This window comes from Acidovorax delafieldii, from assembly GCF_007993815.1.
In the GTDB taxonomy this organism is placed as follows: Bacteria; Pseudomonadota; Gammaproteobacteria; order Burkholderiales; family Burkholderiaceae_C; genus Acidovorax; species Acidovorax delafieldii.
In genome coordinates this window covers 570,478-588,181 of record NZ_VJWE01000012.1, presented here as the reverse complement: position 1 = coordinate 588,181, position 17,704 = coordinate 570,478, and the positions used below count along the sequence as shown (strand labels likewise).

General features: G+C 65.4%; 14 protein-coding genes. 5 read left to right on the top strand and 9 right to left on the bottom strand.

The window, feature by feature from the left end; all coding sequences use genetic code 11:
- The first annotated feature begins 32 nt into the window (after positions 1–32).
- On the top strand, positions 33–569 hold the full coding sequence (locus ATF69_RS11995) for a disulfide bond formation protein B (RefSeq protein WP_146871120.1): 537 nt from the start codon (positions 33–35) through the stop codon (positions 567–569).
- A gap of 134 nt (positions 570–703) precedes the next feature.
- On the opposite strand, the gene ATF69_RS11990 is transcribed toward ATF69_RS11995, so the two are convergent.
- From ATF69_RS11990 to trhO, 3 genes are all read right to left on the bottom strand, one after another.
- Entirely contained in the window at positions 704–922 is a 219-nt protein-coding gene (locus tag ATF69_RS11990; protein WP_056067635.1) for a hypothetical protein, read from the bottom strand.
- A gap of 186 nt (positions 923–1,108) precedes the next feature.
- A complete protein-coding gene (locus ATF69_RS11985) occupies positions 1,109–1,780 on the bottom strand; it encodes a glutathione S-transferase (protein WP_146871083.1) in 672 nt (223 codons plus the stop codon).
- Positions 1,777–2,778, bottom strand: coding sequence for an oxygen-dependent tRNA uridine(34) hydroxylase TrhO (gene trhO, locus ATF69_RS11980; RefSeq protein WP_146871082.1), 1,002 nt, complete (start codon positions 2,776–2,778; stop codon positions 1,777–1,779). The genes ATF69_RS11985 and trhO overlap by 4 nt, the downstream gene beginning before the upstream one ends.
- Before the next feature lie 91 nt (positions 2,779–2,869).
- On the opposite strand from trhO, the gene ATF69_RS11975 reads away from it, so the two are divergent.
- Positions 2,870–4,498: a GAF and HD-GYP domain-containing protein gene (locus tag ATF69_RS11975; RefSeq protein WP_146871081.1), complete on the top strand. Its 1,629-nt coding sequence runs from the start codon at positions 2,870–2,872 to the stop codon at positions 4,496–4,498.
- A gap of 87 nt (positions 4,499–4,585) precedes the next feature.
- Here ATF69_RS11975 and ATF69_RS11970 read toward each other — a convergent pair whose 3' ends face one another.
- Complete coding sequence (locus ATF69_RS11970; RefSeq protein WP_146871080.1) at positions 4,586–5,476, bottom strand: LysR family transcriptional regulator; 891 nt, start codon at positions 5,474–5,476, stop codon at positions 4,586–4,588.
- 113 nt (positions 5,477–5,589) lie between these two features.
- On the opposite strand from ATF69_RS11970, the gene blaACA reads away from it, so the two are divergent.
- The gene (blaACA, locus tag ATF69_RS11965) at positions 5,590–6,504 is read left to right on the top strand and encodes an ACA family class A beta-lactamase (protein ID WP_146871079.1); all 915 of its coding nucleotides are present in this window, start codon (positions 5,590–5,592) and stop codon (positions 6,502–6,504) included.
- Here the strand turns inward: blaACA and argA are convergent.
- From argA to ATF69_RS11945, 4 genes are all read right to left on the bottom strand, one after another.
- The gene (argA, locus tag ATF69_RS11960; RefSeq protein ID WP_146871078.1) at positions 6,501–7,847 is read right to left on the bottom strand and encodes an amino-acid N-acetyltransferase; all 1,347 of its coding nucleotides are present in this window, start codon (positions 7,845–7,847) and stop codon (positions 6,501–6,503) included. The genes blaACA and argA overlap by 4 nt on opposite strands.
- Before the next feature lie 86 nt (positions 7,848–7,933).
- Positions 7,934–8,431: a hypothetical protein gene (locus ATF69_RS11955; RefSeq protein WP_146871077.1), complete on the bottom strand. Its 498-nt coding sequence runs from the start codon at positions 8,429–8,431 to the stop codon at positions 7,934–7,936.
- Between the two features lie 34 nt (positions 8,432–8,465).
- On the bottom strand, positions 8,466–10,577 hold the full coding sequence (locus tag ATF69_RS11950) for an AAA family ATPase (RefSeq protein ID WP_244303712.1): 2,112 nt from the start codon (positions 10,575–10,577) through the stop codon (positions 8,466–8,468).
- Between the two features lies 1 nt (position 10,578).
- Entirely contained in the window at positions 10,579–10,824 is a 246-nt protein-coding gene (locus ATF69_RS11945) for a hypothetical protein (protein WP_146871076.1), read from the bottom strand.
- Positions 10,825–11,183: 359 nt separating this feature from the next.
- Between ATF69_RS11945 and hrpA the strand changes: the two genes are divergently transcribed.
- Together hrpA and ATF69_RS11935 are read left to right on the top strand one after the other, a co-directional pair.
- On the top strand, positions 11,184–15,323 hold the full coding sequence (gene hrpA / locus ATF69_RS11940; RefSeq protein WP_425291775.1) for an ATP-dependent RNA helicase HrpA: 4,140 nt from the start codon (positions 11,184–11,186) through the stop codon (positions 15,321–15,323).
- Positions 15,324–15,476: 153 nt separating this feature from the next.
- Positions 15,477–17,162, top strand: coding sequence for a long-chain fatty acid--CoA ligase (locus tag ATF69_RS11935; RefSeq protein ID WP_146871075.1), 1,686 nt, complete (start codon positions 15,477–15,479; stop codon positions 17,160–17,162).
- An 85-nt stretch (positions 17,163–17,247) separates the two neighbouring features.
- Here the strand turns inward: ATF69_RS11935 and ATF69_RS11930 are convergent, their stop codons facing one another.
- A complete protein-coding gene (locus ATF69_RS11930) occupies positions 17,248–17,622 on the bottom strand; it encodes a PilZ domain-containing protein (RefSeq protein ID WP_056067655.1) in 375 nt (124 codons plus the stop codon).
- Positions 17,623–17,704 lie beyond the last annotated feature (82 nt).

The window sequence follows — 17,704 nt, the reverse complement described above, 5'->3', positions numbered from 1 at the left end:
TGTGTAACCTGCGGTTTCGAGGGACAAGAATGATGGTGTTGAACTGGATTGATCAGGCCCCGCGTCGCGTGCTGGCGCTGGTCAGCGTGGCCTGTGTGGCGATGCTGGCGTTTGGCATGTACCTGCAGCATGTGGTGGGCCTGGAGCCTTGCCCCATGTGCATCGTGCAGCGCTACGCGCTCATTGGTGTTGCTGTATTCACGGCCCTGGCGAGTGCGCGAGGCAGTCGGGGCTGGTGGATGACCTGGGCGTTGCTGGCCGTGATCACTGCCGGGTTTGGCGCCTTTGTGGCGGCTCGCCAGAGCTGGCTGCAGTGGTACCCGCCGGAGATCGCTACCTGCGGCCGCGACTTCTACGGCATGATCGAAAACTACCCCATCAGCCGCGCCATCCCCATGATCTTCCGGGGCTCGGGCGATTGCACTGCGATCGACTGGACCTTCCTGGGTGGCTCGATTGCCAACTGGTCGTTCATCTGCTTCGTGGGGTTTGGCTTGGTGCTGCTGGCTGTGTTGGTGCGGGCGCTGAAGGGTGGCAACAAGCGAGGCTCTGGTTATTCGATGGCTTGATGCCTGTGAGGCATGGGCTTGCATGAAAAAGGCGCTCCAGGGAGCGCCTTTTTCGTTATGGGAAGGGCTGCCAGCGCCGGTGTTCCTGCTCCGAGCGCAGTCCCACCTGGTCGCATGAAAGCGCACAAGGTTGGCTATCCAAGCACCATGTCCCCTGCGTCCAGCGAGGGCGGACGCAGAAGGTCTTCGTTGATGCCCATGGTCTGGCTGGCGCGTTCTACGGCCTGCCACAGTGGCGCAGGCATTTGCAATATCTCTTCCGGCGACGCGGAGCGCGCGATCCATGCACTGATTTGCAGGTGCTGCTCGTGGGTGAGCAGGTCCAGGTTCAACATTTCGTCGATGATTTTCATGCAGGGGCTACAGGGTCGATGGGGTGGCTTGGAGATGGCTCTGCGCGGTAAAGCCCTGAGGAGGCTGTGCTTTGCATGAAGCGAAGAGGGGTTGCTCCGTGGCAACCTCTAGCGTCACGGAGCATGGTGTTTTGTAGAAGAGATGGTACCCAAAGCACCAATCTCAAGCGGGCCAGTGCGACAGCTTCAGCCTGGCATACCGGTGCCATGCGGGAACGGTACGCCTTGTGTACCGTCAACCCATGCGGGCAGTTTGGGCATCACCTGGCCAAACAGCGGACTGGCCTGCCATTGCGCCAGCCAGGCCTGCAGGCGGGGCCACGGCTGTGCGGTCCACCAGTCGGCATCAATGCCTGCAAACTGCCGCACAAAAGGCGCAATCGCCATGTCGGCCAGGGCCGCGTGGGTGCCGAACAGGTAAGGCCGATGTGGTGAGAGACGCGCCTCCAGCGCACCCAACCAGGCCACGGCTTGGGCGTGTTCCGCGTCCATGTCAGCGTCCGGGTATCTGCTGGGGTACTTGCACCGGTCCAGCGCCTGCTTGAACGGGCCATCGCATTCAGCAATCAGCGCGAGCATGTCTTCCAGGCTGCCATGGCTGGGGGTGAGCCAGCCTTCAGGGTCGTGTTGTCGCAGCGCCCACAGCATGATGTCCAGGCTCTGCTCCAGCACCTGGCTGCTGGGCAACACCAGCACGGGCACCGTGCCCTTGGGCGATGCCTGCAGCAACCCCTGGGGCTTGCTTTTGAGCACCACCTCGCGCAGTTCGCAAACCTGGCCGCTCACGGCCAGGGCCAGGCGGGCGCGCATGGCATAGGGGCAGCGGCGGAACGAGTACAGGACGGGCAGGGCGGTCATGTTGTGCCATCCATGCCATCGTCCTCTGCGTGCTTGGCCACAGCGCGTGTGGGGCGGCCGGGTTGCTGCGCGCCGATGTGCTCTTGCCCACGCTGCCGGGCCAGCTGCATCTGCCGCTCGCGCTCGGCCAGGGCGCGTTCCTGCTCGGGTGTGCGGGTGCCGTGGCAATACGGACAGCTCACACCGGGCACGTAGTGCGGTGATTGCAACTCGGCTTCGCCCAGCGGCATGCGGCAGGATCGGCACAGCTGGTGGTGGCCCGGTGCGAGGCCATGGCCTACGGACACGCGTTCGTCGAACACAAAGCAGTCGCCGTGCCAGCGGCTGGATTCTTCGGGTACGGTTTCCAGGTACTTGAGGATGCCGCCTTCCAGGTGGTACACCTCGTCAAAGCCTTGTGACTTGAGGAACGCGGTGGACTTTTCGCACCGGATGCCGCCAGTGCAGAACATGGCGACTTTGGGCTTGCCCGCCAGCACGCCGCCGGGTTGTTTCTCTTTTTCTACCCAGGCCGGAAACTCTGCAAAGGTCTGCGTGTGCGGGTTGATGGCGCGCTCAAACGTGCCAATGCCCACCTCGTAGTCATTGCGTGTGTCCACCACCACCACGCCCGGGTCGTCGATGAGGGCGTTCCAGTCTTCGGGCTTCACATAGGTGCCTGCGTTGCGTGCGGGGTTCAGGCCTGGCACGCCCAGGGTGACGATCTCGCGCTTGAGGCGCACGCGCATGCGGTAGAAGGGCATGCGCTCGGCCAGCGCCTCCTTGTGCTGCAGGGCGGCAAAGCGCGCATCGCTGCGCAGCCAGGCCAACACCGCATGCACGCCCTGCGGTTCGCCCGCAATGGTGCCGTTGATGCCCTCGGGCGCCAGCAACAGCATGCCGCGCACGCCGTTCGCGTCGCACAGGGACTGCAGGGGCTCGCGCAGGGCGGCAAAGTCTGGCAGGTCCACAAACTGATAAAGCGCGGCAGTGAGATAGCGGGGTGTGACCGAGTCCACGAAAAAGGCGTTTTTGAAACAGGAAGGGGGATGATAGCTGTCACCTTTCGTTACGATGCGGGGTTACCAACGCTGCTTGCAAGGTGGTCGCATGAGCAAGGAATCCACTCTCAATCTGTTCCGTCGGCTGGAGCAGCTCAACGGCATTGGCGCTGCGCTCTCGCGCGAGCGGGACATCGACCGGCTGCTGGAGAACATCCTGGAGGCCGCCAAGACCATCACCGGGGCCGACGGCGGCACGCTCTACAGCGTGACGGAAGACCAGTCGGCGCTCAAGTTCGAGATATTGCGAACCGACTCGCTGGGCATCAACCTGGGGGGCACCACGGGCAAACCCATCGACCTGCCGCTGTTACCGTTGCGCACGGCCGACGGCGGGCCCAATGATTCGCTGGTGGCGGCCCACGCGGCCATCCACGACCGCACGGTGAACATTGCCGACGCCTACAGCGCGGCAGGGTTTGATTTTTCGGGCACACGCGCGTTTGACCAGCGCACGGGCTACCGGTCGCAGTCGTTCCTCACGGTGCCGATGAAGAACCACGACCTCGAACTCATCGGCGTGCTGCAGCTCATCAATGCGCGCGACCCGGACACGGGCGAGGTCATCACCTTCTCGCAGGCCGACCAGAGCCTGGCCGAGTCGCTGGCCTCGCAGGCGGCCATTGCGCTCACCAACCGGCTGCTCATCACGCAGCTCGAACGCCTGTTCGAGTCGTTCGTGAACCTCATCAACCTGGCCATCGACGAAAAATCGCCCTACACCGGCGGCCACTGTCAGCGCGTGCCCGCCCTCACGATGATGCTGGCCGAGGCTGTGGATGCCACCCGCGAGGGGCCGTTGGCCGCGTTCAAGATGAGCGATCGCGACCGCTACGAGCTCAAGATGGCGGGCCTGCTGCACGACTGCGGCAAGATCACCACGCCTGTGCACGTGGTGGACAAGGCCACCAAGCTGCAGACCATCTACGACCGCATCGGCCTGGTGGACACGCGGTTTGAAGTGCTCAAGCGCGATGCCGAACTGGCCGCGCTGCGCCGCCAGCTGGCGCTGCGTGCGGTGGTGGACGCGCGGGCTGAAGGCCAGGAGCTGCAGGCCCTGCAGCACGAGATCCATGCGCTGGAGGAAGACCGCGAGTTTCTGCGCCGCAGCAACACCGGCACCGAGGCCATGCGCCCCGAAGACCAGCAGCGTGTGCGCGATATTGCCGCCATGCGTCACTGGCGCAACCCGCAGGGTGTGCAAACGAGCTTTTTGACGGGGGAGGAAGTGGAGAACCTCACCATCCGGTCCGGAACGTTGAACCAGGCCGAGCGCGACACCATCAACTACCACATCGTTGCCACCATCAAGATGCTGGAGACGCTGCCCTGGCCGCGCCACCTCCAAAACGTGCCCGAATACGCTGGGGGCCACCACGAACGCATGGACGGCAAGGGCTATCCGCGTGGCCTCACGCGCCAGCAGATGTCGCTGCAGGCCCGCATGATGGGCATTGCCGACATCTTTGAGGCGCTGACGGCCGCAGACAGGCCCTACAAGAGTGGCATGACCCTGTCGCAGGCGCTGGCCATCATGTGCAGGATGCGGGACAACGGGCACATCGACCCCGACCTGTTCGAGGTGTTTGTGCGCGAAGGGGTGTACCTGCGCTATGGCCAGCAGTTTCTGGATGCAGGGCAGGTGGACGGGGTGGATGTGGCGGCGATGGGGTTTTGACACCGCTGCACCCCGTGCATCACGGCGTACGTTTGCTATGTAATTGATAGCTTCTGGCGCATGATCCACTAGCGCTACCGGCCAAAATCATCCCAATTCTTCAGTCCCGGCACCCACTGTGACGCTGGCCTGTGACATCAGCCAGTCCCGGAACGCCGCCATGGCCCCCGTGGTGGTGCGCGATTGCAAGCGGGTCAGCCAGTAGGCGCCCCGGTGCAGCTCTTGTGCAAAGGGCTGCGCCAGGCGGCCCTGCTGCAGTTCGCGCGCGAACATCTTCACTGGCAACAGTGCCATGCCCGCGCCCTGCGCCGCCGCCTCGGCCAGCGTCAGGGACGAGTCGAACACCGCGCCACGCACCACGGGGCAGGGCGCACCCGCAGCCTCGAACCAGGCCGTCCATTCGTCGGTGCGGTAGCTGCGCAGCAAGGGCTGGCGCGCCAGGTCGGCCACCGTGCGCAGGCCACGGGCCAAGGCGGGCGAGCACATCACGGACATGGGCGCATCCATGATGCGGTCGGCCTGCGTGCCGTGCCATGCGCCGTCGCCAAAGCGGATGGCGTAGTCCAGCCCTTCGCCCGCCATGTCCACCCGGTTGTTGTGCGTGAGCAGGCGCAGGTCCACAAAGGGGCAGGTCTGCTGAAAGTCGCGCAGCCGGGGTAGCAGCCAGCCCACCGCGAAGGTGCCCACGGCGCCCACGGTCAGCACCTCACGCGGGCGGGTGTCGCCCAGCTTCTCCAGGGCGCGCTGCAGGTTGCCAAACGATTCCACCACCACCGGCAGCAGGGCTTGGCCTTCGTCCGTCAGCGCCAGGCCGCGTGGCAGGCGGCGGAACAGAGGCTTGCCCAGCCGGTCCTCCAGCTTGCGGATGTGCTGGCTCACGGCGGTTTGGGTCACGTGCAGCTCCTGGGCGGCGCGCGTGAGGTTCAGGTGGCGGGCCGCGGCCTCGAAGGCCCGCAGGGCGTTGAGCGGCAGGTGCATATTGCCAAAAGGTCAAAGTTTTTCTTGGGGCTTTTGGCAATTATTGTCGATGGTGCTGGGGGCTGAACCCTCGTATTGTTCGGGCCTTGTTCCCCACTACGCTTTCAATCGATATGCAAAGAAGACAGTTTTCCTTGGGTTTGATGGCCGCCACGGCCATGCCTTTATGGGGTTGTGCAGCTGCCAGCAACTCAGACCGCCGCGAGCAGACCGCCAGCGCATGGAACGATGCCCTCGCCAGCATCGAACGCGCCGCCCAGGGCCGTCTGGGGGTGGCCATGCTGGACACCGGGTCGGGCCTGGCGCTGGGCTGGCGGCAGGACGAGCGTTTTGCCATGGCCAGCACCTTCAAGCTGGTGTTGGCCGGCTGGATGCTGGCTCTGGTGGACCAGGGCAAGGAGCGGTTGGAAGCGCGCGTGCATTACCCGGCCACCGACGTGGTGGCGTACTCGCCCGTCAGCGGCCCGCGCGCGGGCGATGGTGGCGGCCTGACGGTGGGTGAGCTGTGCTCTGCCACCGTCAGCCTGAGCGACAACACCGCTGCCAATGTGCTGCTGGCCCGCCATGGCGGCCCGGCCGGGTTCACCGCGTTCGTGCGTTCGCTGGGTGACGAGGTCACGCGGCTGGACCGCACCGAGCCCACGCTGAATGAGGCTGCCGTGGGCGACCCGCGTGACACCACCACGCCGCTGGCCATGCTGCAGACCATGCAGAAACTGGTGCTGGGCAACGCGCTCAGCTCCATGTCCCGGGCCTGGCTGCAGCGCTGGCTGGTGGAGACCAGCACGGGCGATAAGCGCCTGCGTGCCGGTGTGCCGGGCTGGAAGGTGGGCGACAAGACGGGCACGGCGGGCGAGAGCGGCACGGCCAACGACATTGGCGTGTTGTGGCCCGCGGGCGGCGGCGCGCCGGTGCTGGTGACCTGTTACCTCACGCGCTCCAAGGCGTCGCCGGAGCAGCGGGATGCGGCGATTGCGCAGGTGGCGCGCGCCGTGGCGGCCGCGCGCGAGACTTTCACCCGCTCTTAGAGCTTCTTGACCAGCACCTGGCTCTTGCGGTCCCAGTTGTACTTGCGCTTGCGGGCGTCGGGCAGCCAGTCCGGGTCCACGGGGGAGAAGCCGCGCTTGATGAACCAGTGCATGGTGCGGGTGGTCAGCACAAAGATGCTGTCCAGCCCCAGCAGGCGCGCGCGCTGCTCGATGCGCTTGAGCAGCTTTTCGCCGTCGCCCGTGCCCTGGCTTTGCGGCGATACCGTCACCGCAGCCATCTCGGCCGTCTTGGCTTCGGGGTAGGGGTAGAGCGCCGCGCAGCCAAAAATCACGCCGTCGTGTTCGATGATGGTGTAGGTGGCGATGTCGCGCTCGATCTCGGTGCGGTCGCGCTTGACCAGCGTGCCGTCCTTCTCGAAGGGCTCGATCAACTGCAGGATGCCGCCCACGTCGTCAATCGTGGCCTCGCGCAGCTCTTCGAGCTTTTCGTCGATGACCATGGTGCCGATGCCGTCGTGCACATAGACCTCCAGCAGCAGCGAGCCGTCCACCGCAAACGGCAGGATGTGGCTGCGCTCCACGCCGGCCTTGCAGGCCTTCACACAGTGCTGAAGGTAAAAGCCCGTGTCGGTGGGCTGCTGCGCCGGGGGCAACTGGGCCAGCAGCGCCTGCGCGGCGGCCAGCGGCAACTCGGTGTCGATGGGGTTGTCGTCGCTCTCGGGCTCGGTGGGCGACATGCGGATGCCCTGCACCTCGGTCAAAAAGATGAGCTTGTCGGCCCGCAGCTCGATGGCCACGCTCGTGGCCACTTCTTCCATGCTCAGGTTGAAGGCCTCCCCCGTGGGCGAAAAGCCAAACGGCGACAGCAGCACCAGCGCGCCCATGTCCAGCGTGCGCTGGATGCCGGCCACGTCCACCTTGCGCACCAGGCCCGAGTGCTGAAAATCCACCCCATCCACAATGCCCACGGGCCGCGCCGTGAGAAAGTTGCCCGAGATCACCCGCACCGTGGCGCCCGCCATCGGCGTGTTGGGCAGGCCCTGGCTGAACGCTGCCTCGATCTCGTAGCGCAACTGCCCGGCGGCCTCCTGCGCGCAGTCGAGCGCCACAGAGTCAGTGATGCGGATGCCATGCGAATACTTGGCCGCATGCCCCTTGGCCGCCAGCTGCTCGTTCACCTGCGGGCGAAAACCGTGCACCAGCACGATCTTCACGCCCATGGCCTGGATCAGTGCCAGGTCTTGCGCAATGCTGTGCAGCTTGCCGGCCGCAATCGCCTCACCCGTCAGCCCGATCACAAACGTCTGGTTGCGGAACTTGTGGATGTAGGGCGCCACCGAGCGGAGCCAGGGGACGAAGGTGAAATTGAAGACGGCGGACATGGAGAAAGGTGTTTGGGGCAGTGGTGGTAATGCGCGAGGAGCGAATGATAAGTGTCCTTAGCGACCGGGTGCTGGGATTTGCACGCTCAGCCAGGGTGACCGACGAACAGCGCTGCGATGCGGCTGCGCCAGCGTTCGGCATCTTCCCGCCGGTCAAACCCGCCCAGGTGCATGGGGCGCTCGCCACGCACTGTCAGGCGCAGCACATGGTAGGGGCCGTCTTCTGAGGTGCGTTCCACCACCTCTGGTGGTGCAAAGCGATCAAACGCAATGTGCACAGTGCGGCCCACCAGCGGCCAGCGCGAGGTGCGCCGCACCTGGCGCCTGGCTGGGTCGAAATGTAGCGTCAGCACCCGCCCCAGAGCAATCGCCAAAAACAGCGCACCCATGGCGCAGGCCGCCACCACACACGCGGCGGCCAACAGCAGGTGCAGCCACGGCGTCCGGGCCGTGGCGTGCATCACAAAGGGAACAGGAATCAGGAACATGCCCAGCGCAATGGTGCCCACAAAGAGGCGCATCGGCACCGAGATGTGCTCGGCGTAGTGCAGCCCGTCACCGGACTCGGAAAACCCGCTGGCCATTTTGATCCTTGGTCCTTCGCCTTCGTGCTGGGTGTTACGCCAGCTGGGGTGCAGCGGATGCCGCCCCGCGCGCGCGAAACGCGCTGAGTTTGGCACCAAAAGGCTCCAGCACCAGGCCTTCTTCGGGCAGGGTGCCTGCGGCATCTGAGGGGGGCGCCAGCGCAATGCCGCAGCCCTGGAGCAGCGCCACCATCTCCGCAGGGGCGATGGTGCCGTGTGCCAGCAAGGCGTCCACCGTGCGCCCCAGTGCCTCATGGTGCGTGGTCAGCAGCGCCTGGGCACGCTGGTATTGCTGCTGCATCAGCGCCTCGATGGCCTTGTTGCTCGGGCCGATGTCGGTGTTGACATGGTTGTCCATCTCCACGGTGACATCGGTGCGGGCCAGCCGCGCGCCAAAGCCATGGTGGCGGATGTAGCGCGCTGCCTCGGCCGTCACCTGCTTCAAGTCCTGCTCGGCGCCCGTGGTGCAGGCCATTTCGCCAAACACCAGCTCTTCTGCCACGCGGCCTGCCAAGCCTACGCACATCATGTCGAGCGCGTTCTGGCGCGTGGTGGCCTTGAGGCTGGAGAAGCTGTTGTAGCCGCCCTCGAACGAGGCAATGTTGATCTTCACCTCTTGCGGAGCGTGGCCGAACAACACGCAGTACGCCAGCCCGTGACCCGCCTCGTGCACCGCCAGCAGGGCACGAAAGTCTGCATTGGCACGTTGCTTGAGCCGGTTCAGCTCCAGCGTCACCGCAAACGCGGCCTGAACTGCGCCCTCCGGTCCTTGGCCCGACACCAGCAGGTGGCGCTTGTCGGGCGCCAGGTGAATGGCGAACTCCTGGTCCGTTGAGAGCTGCTCCTGCACCACCCACAACGCCGCGTTGACCAGGTTGGCGCTCAGGATCGCATGCACCGACGAGAACAGTGGCCGCGTGCCCTGCGCAGGGAACACCGCGTTGGCATACAGCTCGCTCAGCACATCCTGCCCGATGGCAAACCGCACGCCGCATTGCGCTGCAATATCGTCCACATAGCGTGTGCACAGGTTATGGATGAGGCGCTCATACGTCGCCTTGCTGAACGACGGGTAGACCACATGTTCATTGCCCAGCCGCGCGATCTGCTCGGGCTTGAAGCGTTCGCCCAGCGCCTTCTTCACATCGATGAGCGACAGCTTGCGGGTCAGGCGGTGAAAGATGTCGGCATCGGTGTCGCAGTCTTCCACGCGCTGCGCGGTCTCGTGGTACATCTCGTCGAGGTTGCCGCACATAAACACCAGCAGCTTGCTGTAGTCGGTCTCCCATGCATGGCTGGACTGTTGAAAGTTGGCAAACAGCGCCTGCACCTTGGCGGGCGGCCACTGCATGATGGCGGACAGCGGCTCCTGCAGCTTCAGCATGCGCTTGAGTTCTTGCGCATCCCAGGCGTCCAGTTGAAAGCGGTAGGGCTTCTTGCCTGCGCGGTCGTCATCGCCATCTTCGGCGCGCTCAGCCTCGTAGTGCGCATCGGCCAGCTTGCGCTCGATGTTGGACAGTGCGCTCAACGCGGGTGGCAGGCGCCCGTCGGACAGCAGTGTCCACACGTCCTGGTAGCGCTCCACCTTCACGTCGGCGCCCTTGGTGTCAATCGTGCGAAAGCGCTGGAACTCGTCCAGCACCAGGATGCCCGGCATGCCCTCGTGGATGCCCGAGTCGCCCAGCATGCCCGAGATGGACGAGCTGCGGTAGCTCGCGCCGTGGCTGAAGCCGTCCATCTGCACTTCCACAAACCGGTCGTAAAAGCCCAGCAGCTGGGCCAGCCGCCGCGTGAGCTGCGTCTTGCCTGTGCCGGTCAGGCCCCACAGGCAGACGATGACCGGCCGGGTGATGAGCTGCGGCAGCACGTACCAGGCGCGGATGGCATTGATCACGCGGTCGATCACATCGTCGATGCCGAACAGCTCGGCTTTCAGTTGCAACGCCGCGTGGGCCAAAGCCTGCTGGCGCTGGGCCAGCTCTGCGCTGCTGGCAACCGGTGTGAGGGGCGCGGTGGCCTGGGCACGCACAGGGTGCGCTGACTGCATCGGGGATGGATGAGCTGCCAGCGTTGGCGCACCGGCCAGCGCCGGATGCGGCGTGGGATGCCGCTGGTGTGGCGGCAGTGGGTTGTTGAAGGGATTCATGTCAATCGTTCAAAAAGGGGTTCTGGATCGCCTTGCGCAGAGCGACGTTGTCCGCACGGCGCTGGGCCCCACGGGTTCGGACGTGCTTGCCTGCCGCGCTGGACAGGCTGCGTTGGGCCAGCGCTGCGGCCACAGGGTTTCGGGGCGGGCCCGAGGCTTCGAGCTTCAGCACCAGGGGCTGCTTCATGCGACGCAGCTTCTTGATTTCACCCTGGGCGAAGGCCCGAGACAGTTTTTTGGCACTCATGGTGTGCACGTACTCCACAAACAAAAAACCCCGGCGATGGAGCCAGGGCTTGCGGAGCGCGTGAAAGAGTGCGCGGGTGCATTTGCCATGGCTGAACTGTGTGTGCACAGTCCAGCCGGGGCGGTGGACTGTGGTCAGACGGGTGCGGCGTAAAGGGCAGACATGTCGGGGACCTCCAGGGGTTCGTTCGGGCCGTGCGCCGAGGGTGGCGCTGAACAGGGGCTTGCGAAGAATGGGCACGATTTTGGCGGCGCTGGCGGGCTTTGGCAACGAAAAGCGCTGAAAACGCGGCGAAATGTCGTACCAAAAGCACAGATGCAGCGCAGGGGGCAGGGTGCTGCTATCGATAATGCGGGCCTATGTCCTCTTCTGATCCGCGTTTGCCTGCGTTGTCCCGCGTTCCTGCTCCAGCACCCGTATCTGCACCCGCCGCGCCGCCAGCGCCGCTGCGCATCACGTTCCCCGAGTCGTTGCCGGTGTCGGGCAAGCGCGACGAGATCATGGAGGCCATCAACAAGCACCAAGTGATCATCGTGTGCGGTGAAACGGGGTCGGGCAAGACCACCCAGCTGCCCAAGATTGCGCTGGCGCTGGGCCGTGGCAAGTGCAATGCCAAGCCGGGACAGAAAGGGCAGCTGATTGGCCACACCCAGCCACGCCGCATTGCGGCCAGCAGCGTGGCCAAGCGCATTGCCGAAGAGCTGAACACGCCGCTGGGCGACGTGGTGGGCTTCAAGGTGCGGTTCCAGGACCGTCTCTCGCGCGATGCGTCCGTCAAGCTCATGACCGACGGCATCTTGCTGGCCGAGACGCAGACCGATCCGCTGCTCAAGGCCTACGACACCATCATCATCGACGAGGCGCACGAGCGCAGCCTCAACATCGACTTTCTGCTGGGCTACATCCGCCAGATCCTGCCGCGCCGGCCGGACCTGAAGGTCATCGTCACTTCGGCCACGATTGATGCGGACCGGTTTGCCAAGCACTTTGAAAGCGCCAAGGGTCCGGCCCCGGTCATCATGGTGTCGGGCCGCACCTTTCCGGTGGAGCAGCGCTACCGCCCGTTTGAAGAGAGCCGCGACTACGGTCTGAACGAGGCCATTGCCGATGGCGTGGACGAGCTGTGGCAGGGGAATGCGGCGGGCGACATCCTGGTCTTTTTGCCCGGTGAACGCGAGATCCGCGAGGCTGCCGACCACCTGCGCAAGCACCTCTCGCACCAGCCCGTGATGCGCAATGCCGAGGTGCTGCCGCTGTTCGCGCGCCTCAGTCAGGCCGAGCAGGACCGCATCTTTGACGGCCACACCGGCCGCCGCATCGTGCTGGCGACCAACGTGGCCGAGACCTCGCTCACGGTGCCGGGTATCCGCTACGTGATCGACGCAGGCACAGCGCGCGTCAAGCGCTATTCATTCCGGAGCAAGGTGGAGCAACTGCTGGTGGAGCCCATCAGCCAGGCCGCGGCCAACCAGCGCGCGGGCCGCTGCGGGCGCGTGGCCAACGGCATCTGCATCCGCCTGTACGACGAGGCGGACTTCAACAGCCGCCCGCGCTTTACCGACCCCGAAATTTTGCGCAGCTCGCTCGCGGGCGTCATCCTGCGCATGAAGTCGCTGCACCTGGGCGATGTCACGCAGTTCCCGTTCATCGAGGCGCCTTCGGGCCGCGCGATTGCCGACGGCTACCAGCTGCTGGCCGAGCTGGGTGCGGTGGACGATGAGAACGAACTCACCCCCATGGGTGTGGAGCTGTCGCGCCTGCCGCTGGACCCGCGCGTGGGCCGCATGATCATCGAGGCGCGCGACCGCAAGGCGCTGGACGAGGTGCTCATCATCGCCAGCGCTCTGAGCGTGCAGGACGTGCGCGACCGCCCCATGGAGGCACAACAGCAGGCTGACCAGGCGCACGCCAAGTTCGACGACGACAAGAGCGAGTTCAGCGGGTATCTGAAGCTGTGGAAGTGGATCAACGAGGCCCGGGGCGGGGCGCCCAGCCTGCCGTCGGCCCGCGCCCAAAAGGCCATGGCCGCGCAGAAGGCGCCTTCGCAGGCGTACCTGCCGGTGGCGCAGCGCGGCGGCGGGGGCAGCCCAGCGGCAGCGCCTCCTGCACCTGCACCCGCAAGCGCCGCTGTGGCCCCAGCCGCCACCCACAAGCTCAGCAACCGCCAGTACGAGCAGCTGCTGCGCCAGAACTTCATCAGCATCCGCCGCCTGCGCGAGTGGCGCGACATCCACACCCAGCTGCTCACGGTGGTGACCGAGCACAAGTGGCAGATCAACACGCAACCCGCGAGCTACGAGCAGCTGCACCTGTCCATGCTGGCCGGGCTGCTGGGCAACGTAGGCTGCAAGAGTGACGAGGAAGACTGGTACCTGGGCGCGCGTGGCATCAAGTTCTACAAGCACCCTGGCGCGCACCTGAACAAAAAGCCCGGCCGCTGGATCATCGCGTCGGAACTGGTGGAGACCACGCGCCTGTTTGGCCGGGGCATCGCCGCCATCGAGCCGCAGTGGCTGGAGCAGATCGGCGGCCATTTGCTCAAAAAGCAGCTGCTGGATCCGCACTGGGAGAAGAAGTCCGCCGAGGTGGTGGCGCTGGAGCGCGCCACGCTCTACGGCATCGTGGTCTACAACAACCGCCGCGTGAACTTTGGCAAGGTGGACCCGCACGCTGCGCGCGAGGTGTTCATCCGCGAAGCCCTGGTGGGCGGTAACTGGGAGACGCGCCTGCCCTTCCTGGCTGCCAACCAGAAGATGATCGCCAAGGTGGAAGAGCTGGAGCACAAGTCCCGCCGCCAGGACGTGCTGGTGGACGACGAACTCATCTACGCCTTCTACGACCAGCAACTGCCGCCCGAGGTGTGCAGCGGCCATAGTTTTGAGGCCTGGTACCGCGAAGAAAGCAAAAAGCAACCCGACCTGCTCAAGCTCACCCGCGAGGAGCTGATGCGCCACGAGGCCGCCGGCATCACCACCAACGCCTTTCCCAAGACGGTGCGCCTGGGCGGTGTGGACTGCGCTGCAAGCTATCTGCACGAGCCCGGCGATGCGCGTGACGGCATCACCGTGACCATCCCGCTCTTTGTGCTCAACCAGGTGAGCGACGAGCGCTGCGAGTGGCTGGTGCCCGGCATGCTCAAAGACAAGATCCAGGCCCTGCTCAAAAGCCTGCCCCAGCGCCCGCGCAGCCGCTTTGTGCCGCTGCCCGACAGCGCCACGCGCCTGGCCGAGCTGCTGGGCGCACCCGAGCGCTTTGGCACCTGCAGCCTGACCGAGGTGCTGCTCAAGCAGGTGCGCGACGAAACCTCGCTCGACGTGAAGCGCGCCGACTTCAAGCTCGACATGCTCAGCCCCCATTTGTTCATGAACTTCCGCGTGGTGGACGAGCACGGCCGCCAGCTGGGGCATGGCCGCAACCTGGGCGCACTCAAGGCCGAGTGGGGTGCCAAGGCGCGGGGCGCGTTCCAGGCGCTGGCGGGGCTCAAATTGGGCAGTACAGCCGCCGATGCAGCGGATTTGAAGCAAAAAGCGCCGCAAGCGCTAGAAAATCATGCCCGGGGTGCTATCAAATCAGGAGTTAACGGGCCAGGCCCAGCGGCCAAGCCAGGCGGCACGACGCTTTCCGCACCCGCTGCACCATCGACCCCTGCAGGCCAGCGCTACACCACCTGGACATTCGGCGAGCTGCCCGAACTCATGGAGATCAGGAAGGCCGGCCAGACGCTGATCGGCTTTCCGGCCCTCATCGACGGCGGCGACGCCGTGACCATCGAGGTCTTCGACGAACCCGAGGTGGCCGCCGCCAAGCACCGCGCGGGCCTGCGCCGCCTGTTTGCGCTGCAGATCAAGGACGCCCTCAAGTACCTCGAAAAGAACATCCCCGATCTGCAGAAAATGGCCGTAGCGTTCATGCCCTTGGGCACGCAGGAAGAGCTGCGCACCCAGATCATCGACGTGGCGCTGGACCGCGCCTTTTTGCTCGACCCGCTGCCCACCGACGAATACGCCTTCAAGCGCCGCGTGGAAGAAGGCCGGGGCCGCCTCACGCTGATCGCCAACGAGGTCGCGCGTCTGGCCGCCACCATCCTCACCGAATACGCAGCCGCCGCCCGCAAGATCAAAGACACGAAGAACGCGCCCGACGCGACAGCGGACGCCCTGCAGCAGCTACAACGCTTGGTCCCCAAGAACTTCATCGCTGTGGCCCCCTGGGTGCAACTGGCGCACTACGCCCGCTACCTCAAGGCCATCACCCTGCGGCTTGATAAATACCGCGCCGACCCCGCCCGCGACGCCGCCAAGCTGGCCGAGCTGCGCCCGCAAGAGCAGCGCTACTGGCGCCTGGTCGCCGAGCGCAAGGGCGCAGTGGATGCCCGCATGCAAGAGCTGCGCTGGCTGCTGGAGGAACTGCGCGTGAGCTTCTTCGCGCAGGAGCTGCGCACGCCCCAGCCGGTGAGCGTGAAGCGGCTGGACAAGCTGTGGGCGCAGATTCAGAGCTGAGATGGGGAGGGGCATGCCTGCGTGAACAGCGCGCATGGAACCCGACCTTCGGCGGGGTGCCATGCGTCACATGGGTGACGATCATGGGGGCATTCCCCTTGCTTGGTACAGGTGGGCCATCTAGGCTGCGGGAAACAAGGAGACTGTTTGCCCATGCGCCCTCACTACCAGTTCTGGCCCCGTCGTTTGCCAAAGTCCATCACGCTGCCTGCCACCTCGCTGTGGGACAACCTGGCCACCAATGCACGCCGCTACCCCGACAAGGCGGCGCTGGTGTTTTTTGGAAGCACGACGAGCTACCGCCAGTTGATGGAGAGCGCTGAGCGCCTGGCCGCCAGGCTGGCGCAACTGGGCGTGCAGCGGGGCGACCGCGTGGTGCTGTGCATGCAGAACTGCCCGCAGCTGGTAATGGCCCACTTTGCCATCCTGCGGGCCAACGCGGTGGTGGTGCCCGTCAACCCCATGAACCGGGCCGAGGAGCTCAAGCACTACATCACCGACCCCGACACCAAGGTGGCGATCACCACCGGTGACCTGGCCCCCGAGATGGCCAAGGCCAGCAATGCGTTGGCTCCTGGTGAGCGCCTGGCGCATCTGGTGGTCACGCAGTTCTCGGATGCGTTTGATGTGGCCGTGATCGGCATGGATGCGCCGCCCGAGGCGTGGATGGACTGGCTGGGCACGCGCCACCCCTTGCCGGCACTGGAGGGTGGGCAAGCCCACGCCTGGGCAGATGCTCTGGCTTGTACTGATGCGCCCCCCGCTTTGTTGGTAGGCCCGGCCGATCTGGCGCTGCTGCCCTACACCAGCGGCACCACGGGGCTGCCCAAAGGTTGCATGCACCTGCACAAAAGCATCATGCACAACACGGTGGCCGCCAGCCTGTGGGGCAATGGGTCTGCCGACAATGTGACGCTGGCGGTGGTCCCCATGTTCCATATCACCGGCATGGTGAGCGTGATGCACACGTCGATCTACTGCGGCGCCACGCTGGTCATCATGCCCCGCTGGGACCGCGACCTGGCCGGGCGCCTGATATCGCGCTACCAGGTCACCACCTGGACCAACATTCCCACCATGGTCATCGACCTGCTGGGCAGTCCGAACTTTGCCAGCTATGACCTCTCCAGCCTGGCCTATATCGGCGGTGGCGGAGCTGCCATGCCGCAGGCCGTGGCGCAGCGCCTTCTGGAGCAATATGGCCTGAGGTATGCCGAGGGCTATGGCCTGACCGAAACGGCGGCGCCGTCGCACGCCAACCCGCCGGACCACCCCAAGCAGCAGTGCCTGGGCATTCCGTTCATGAGCACCGATGCGCGGGTGATCGACCCCGACACGCTGCAGGAGCTGCCCGTGGGCGAACAGGGCGAGATCATCATCCATGGCCCCGAGGTGTTCGAGGGCTACTGGAAGCGGCCCGATGCCACGGCGTCAGCCTTCATCGAGTTCGAGGGCAAACGGTTCTTCCGCTCGGGCGATCTGGGGCGCATGGACGAGGACGGTTACTTCTTCCTGACCGACCGGCTCAAACGCATGATCAATGCCAGCGGCTTCAAGGTGTGGCCGGCCGAGGTCGAGGCGTTTATGTTCCGCCACCCTGCGATTCAGGAGGCCTGCATCATCGCGGCCAAGGACAGCTACCGGGGCGAGACAGTCAAGGCGGTGGTGGTGCTGCGCGCCACCCACAAGGACACGACCGAGCAGCAGATCATCGACTGGTGCCGCGAGAACATGGCCGTCTACAAAGTGCCGCGCCTCGTGCAGTTTGTGCCGGCATTGCCCAAGAGCGGCAGCGGCAAAGTGATGTGGCGCGCGCTGCAGGAGCAGGAAGCGCAGTGACGGATCGGCGCCCGCCGGTTTGACAAACGCGCCAAGAAGAAAAGAGGTGCCGCTGCGGCGGCGGTGACGAGCCCTGCGGCGGCCGTCAGTGCGCCGCGCCCGCCATGGTCAGTTCGCCCAGGTCCCGCTCCAGCAGGGCGGGGTCGCCCAGTTGCAGCTCGATCAGACGGCGCAGGTGGGTGACGCTGTCCAGGTCAATGCCCTTGCACAGCAGCCCGGTGTGCAGGCCTTGCACGTGGGCCACCTCGGTGGACATGGCGATGTGGTTGCCCGTGTCGGCCAGGGGGATGGTCAGTTGGCACAACGTGCCTTGCCCCAGCGTGGCTTGGGCGGGCACCATAATCAACGCGCCCTTGAGCGACAAATCCAGCACATGCACGCTGAATGCGTCGGTGGCCGTGGTCAGCAGGGCCGGCGCATCAAAACCAACGCGGACGAAGTGGCGGCGTTCATGGGGCATCGCTGTCTCCTGGGCGGGGCGGGGGGGTTGGGCACATGCTACCCCAACCGGCACACGGTAGTTAATTTTTGGAGGTTTTTGC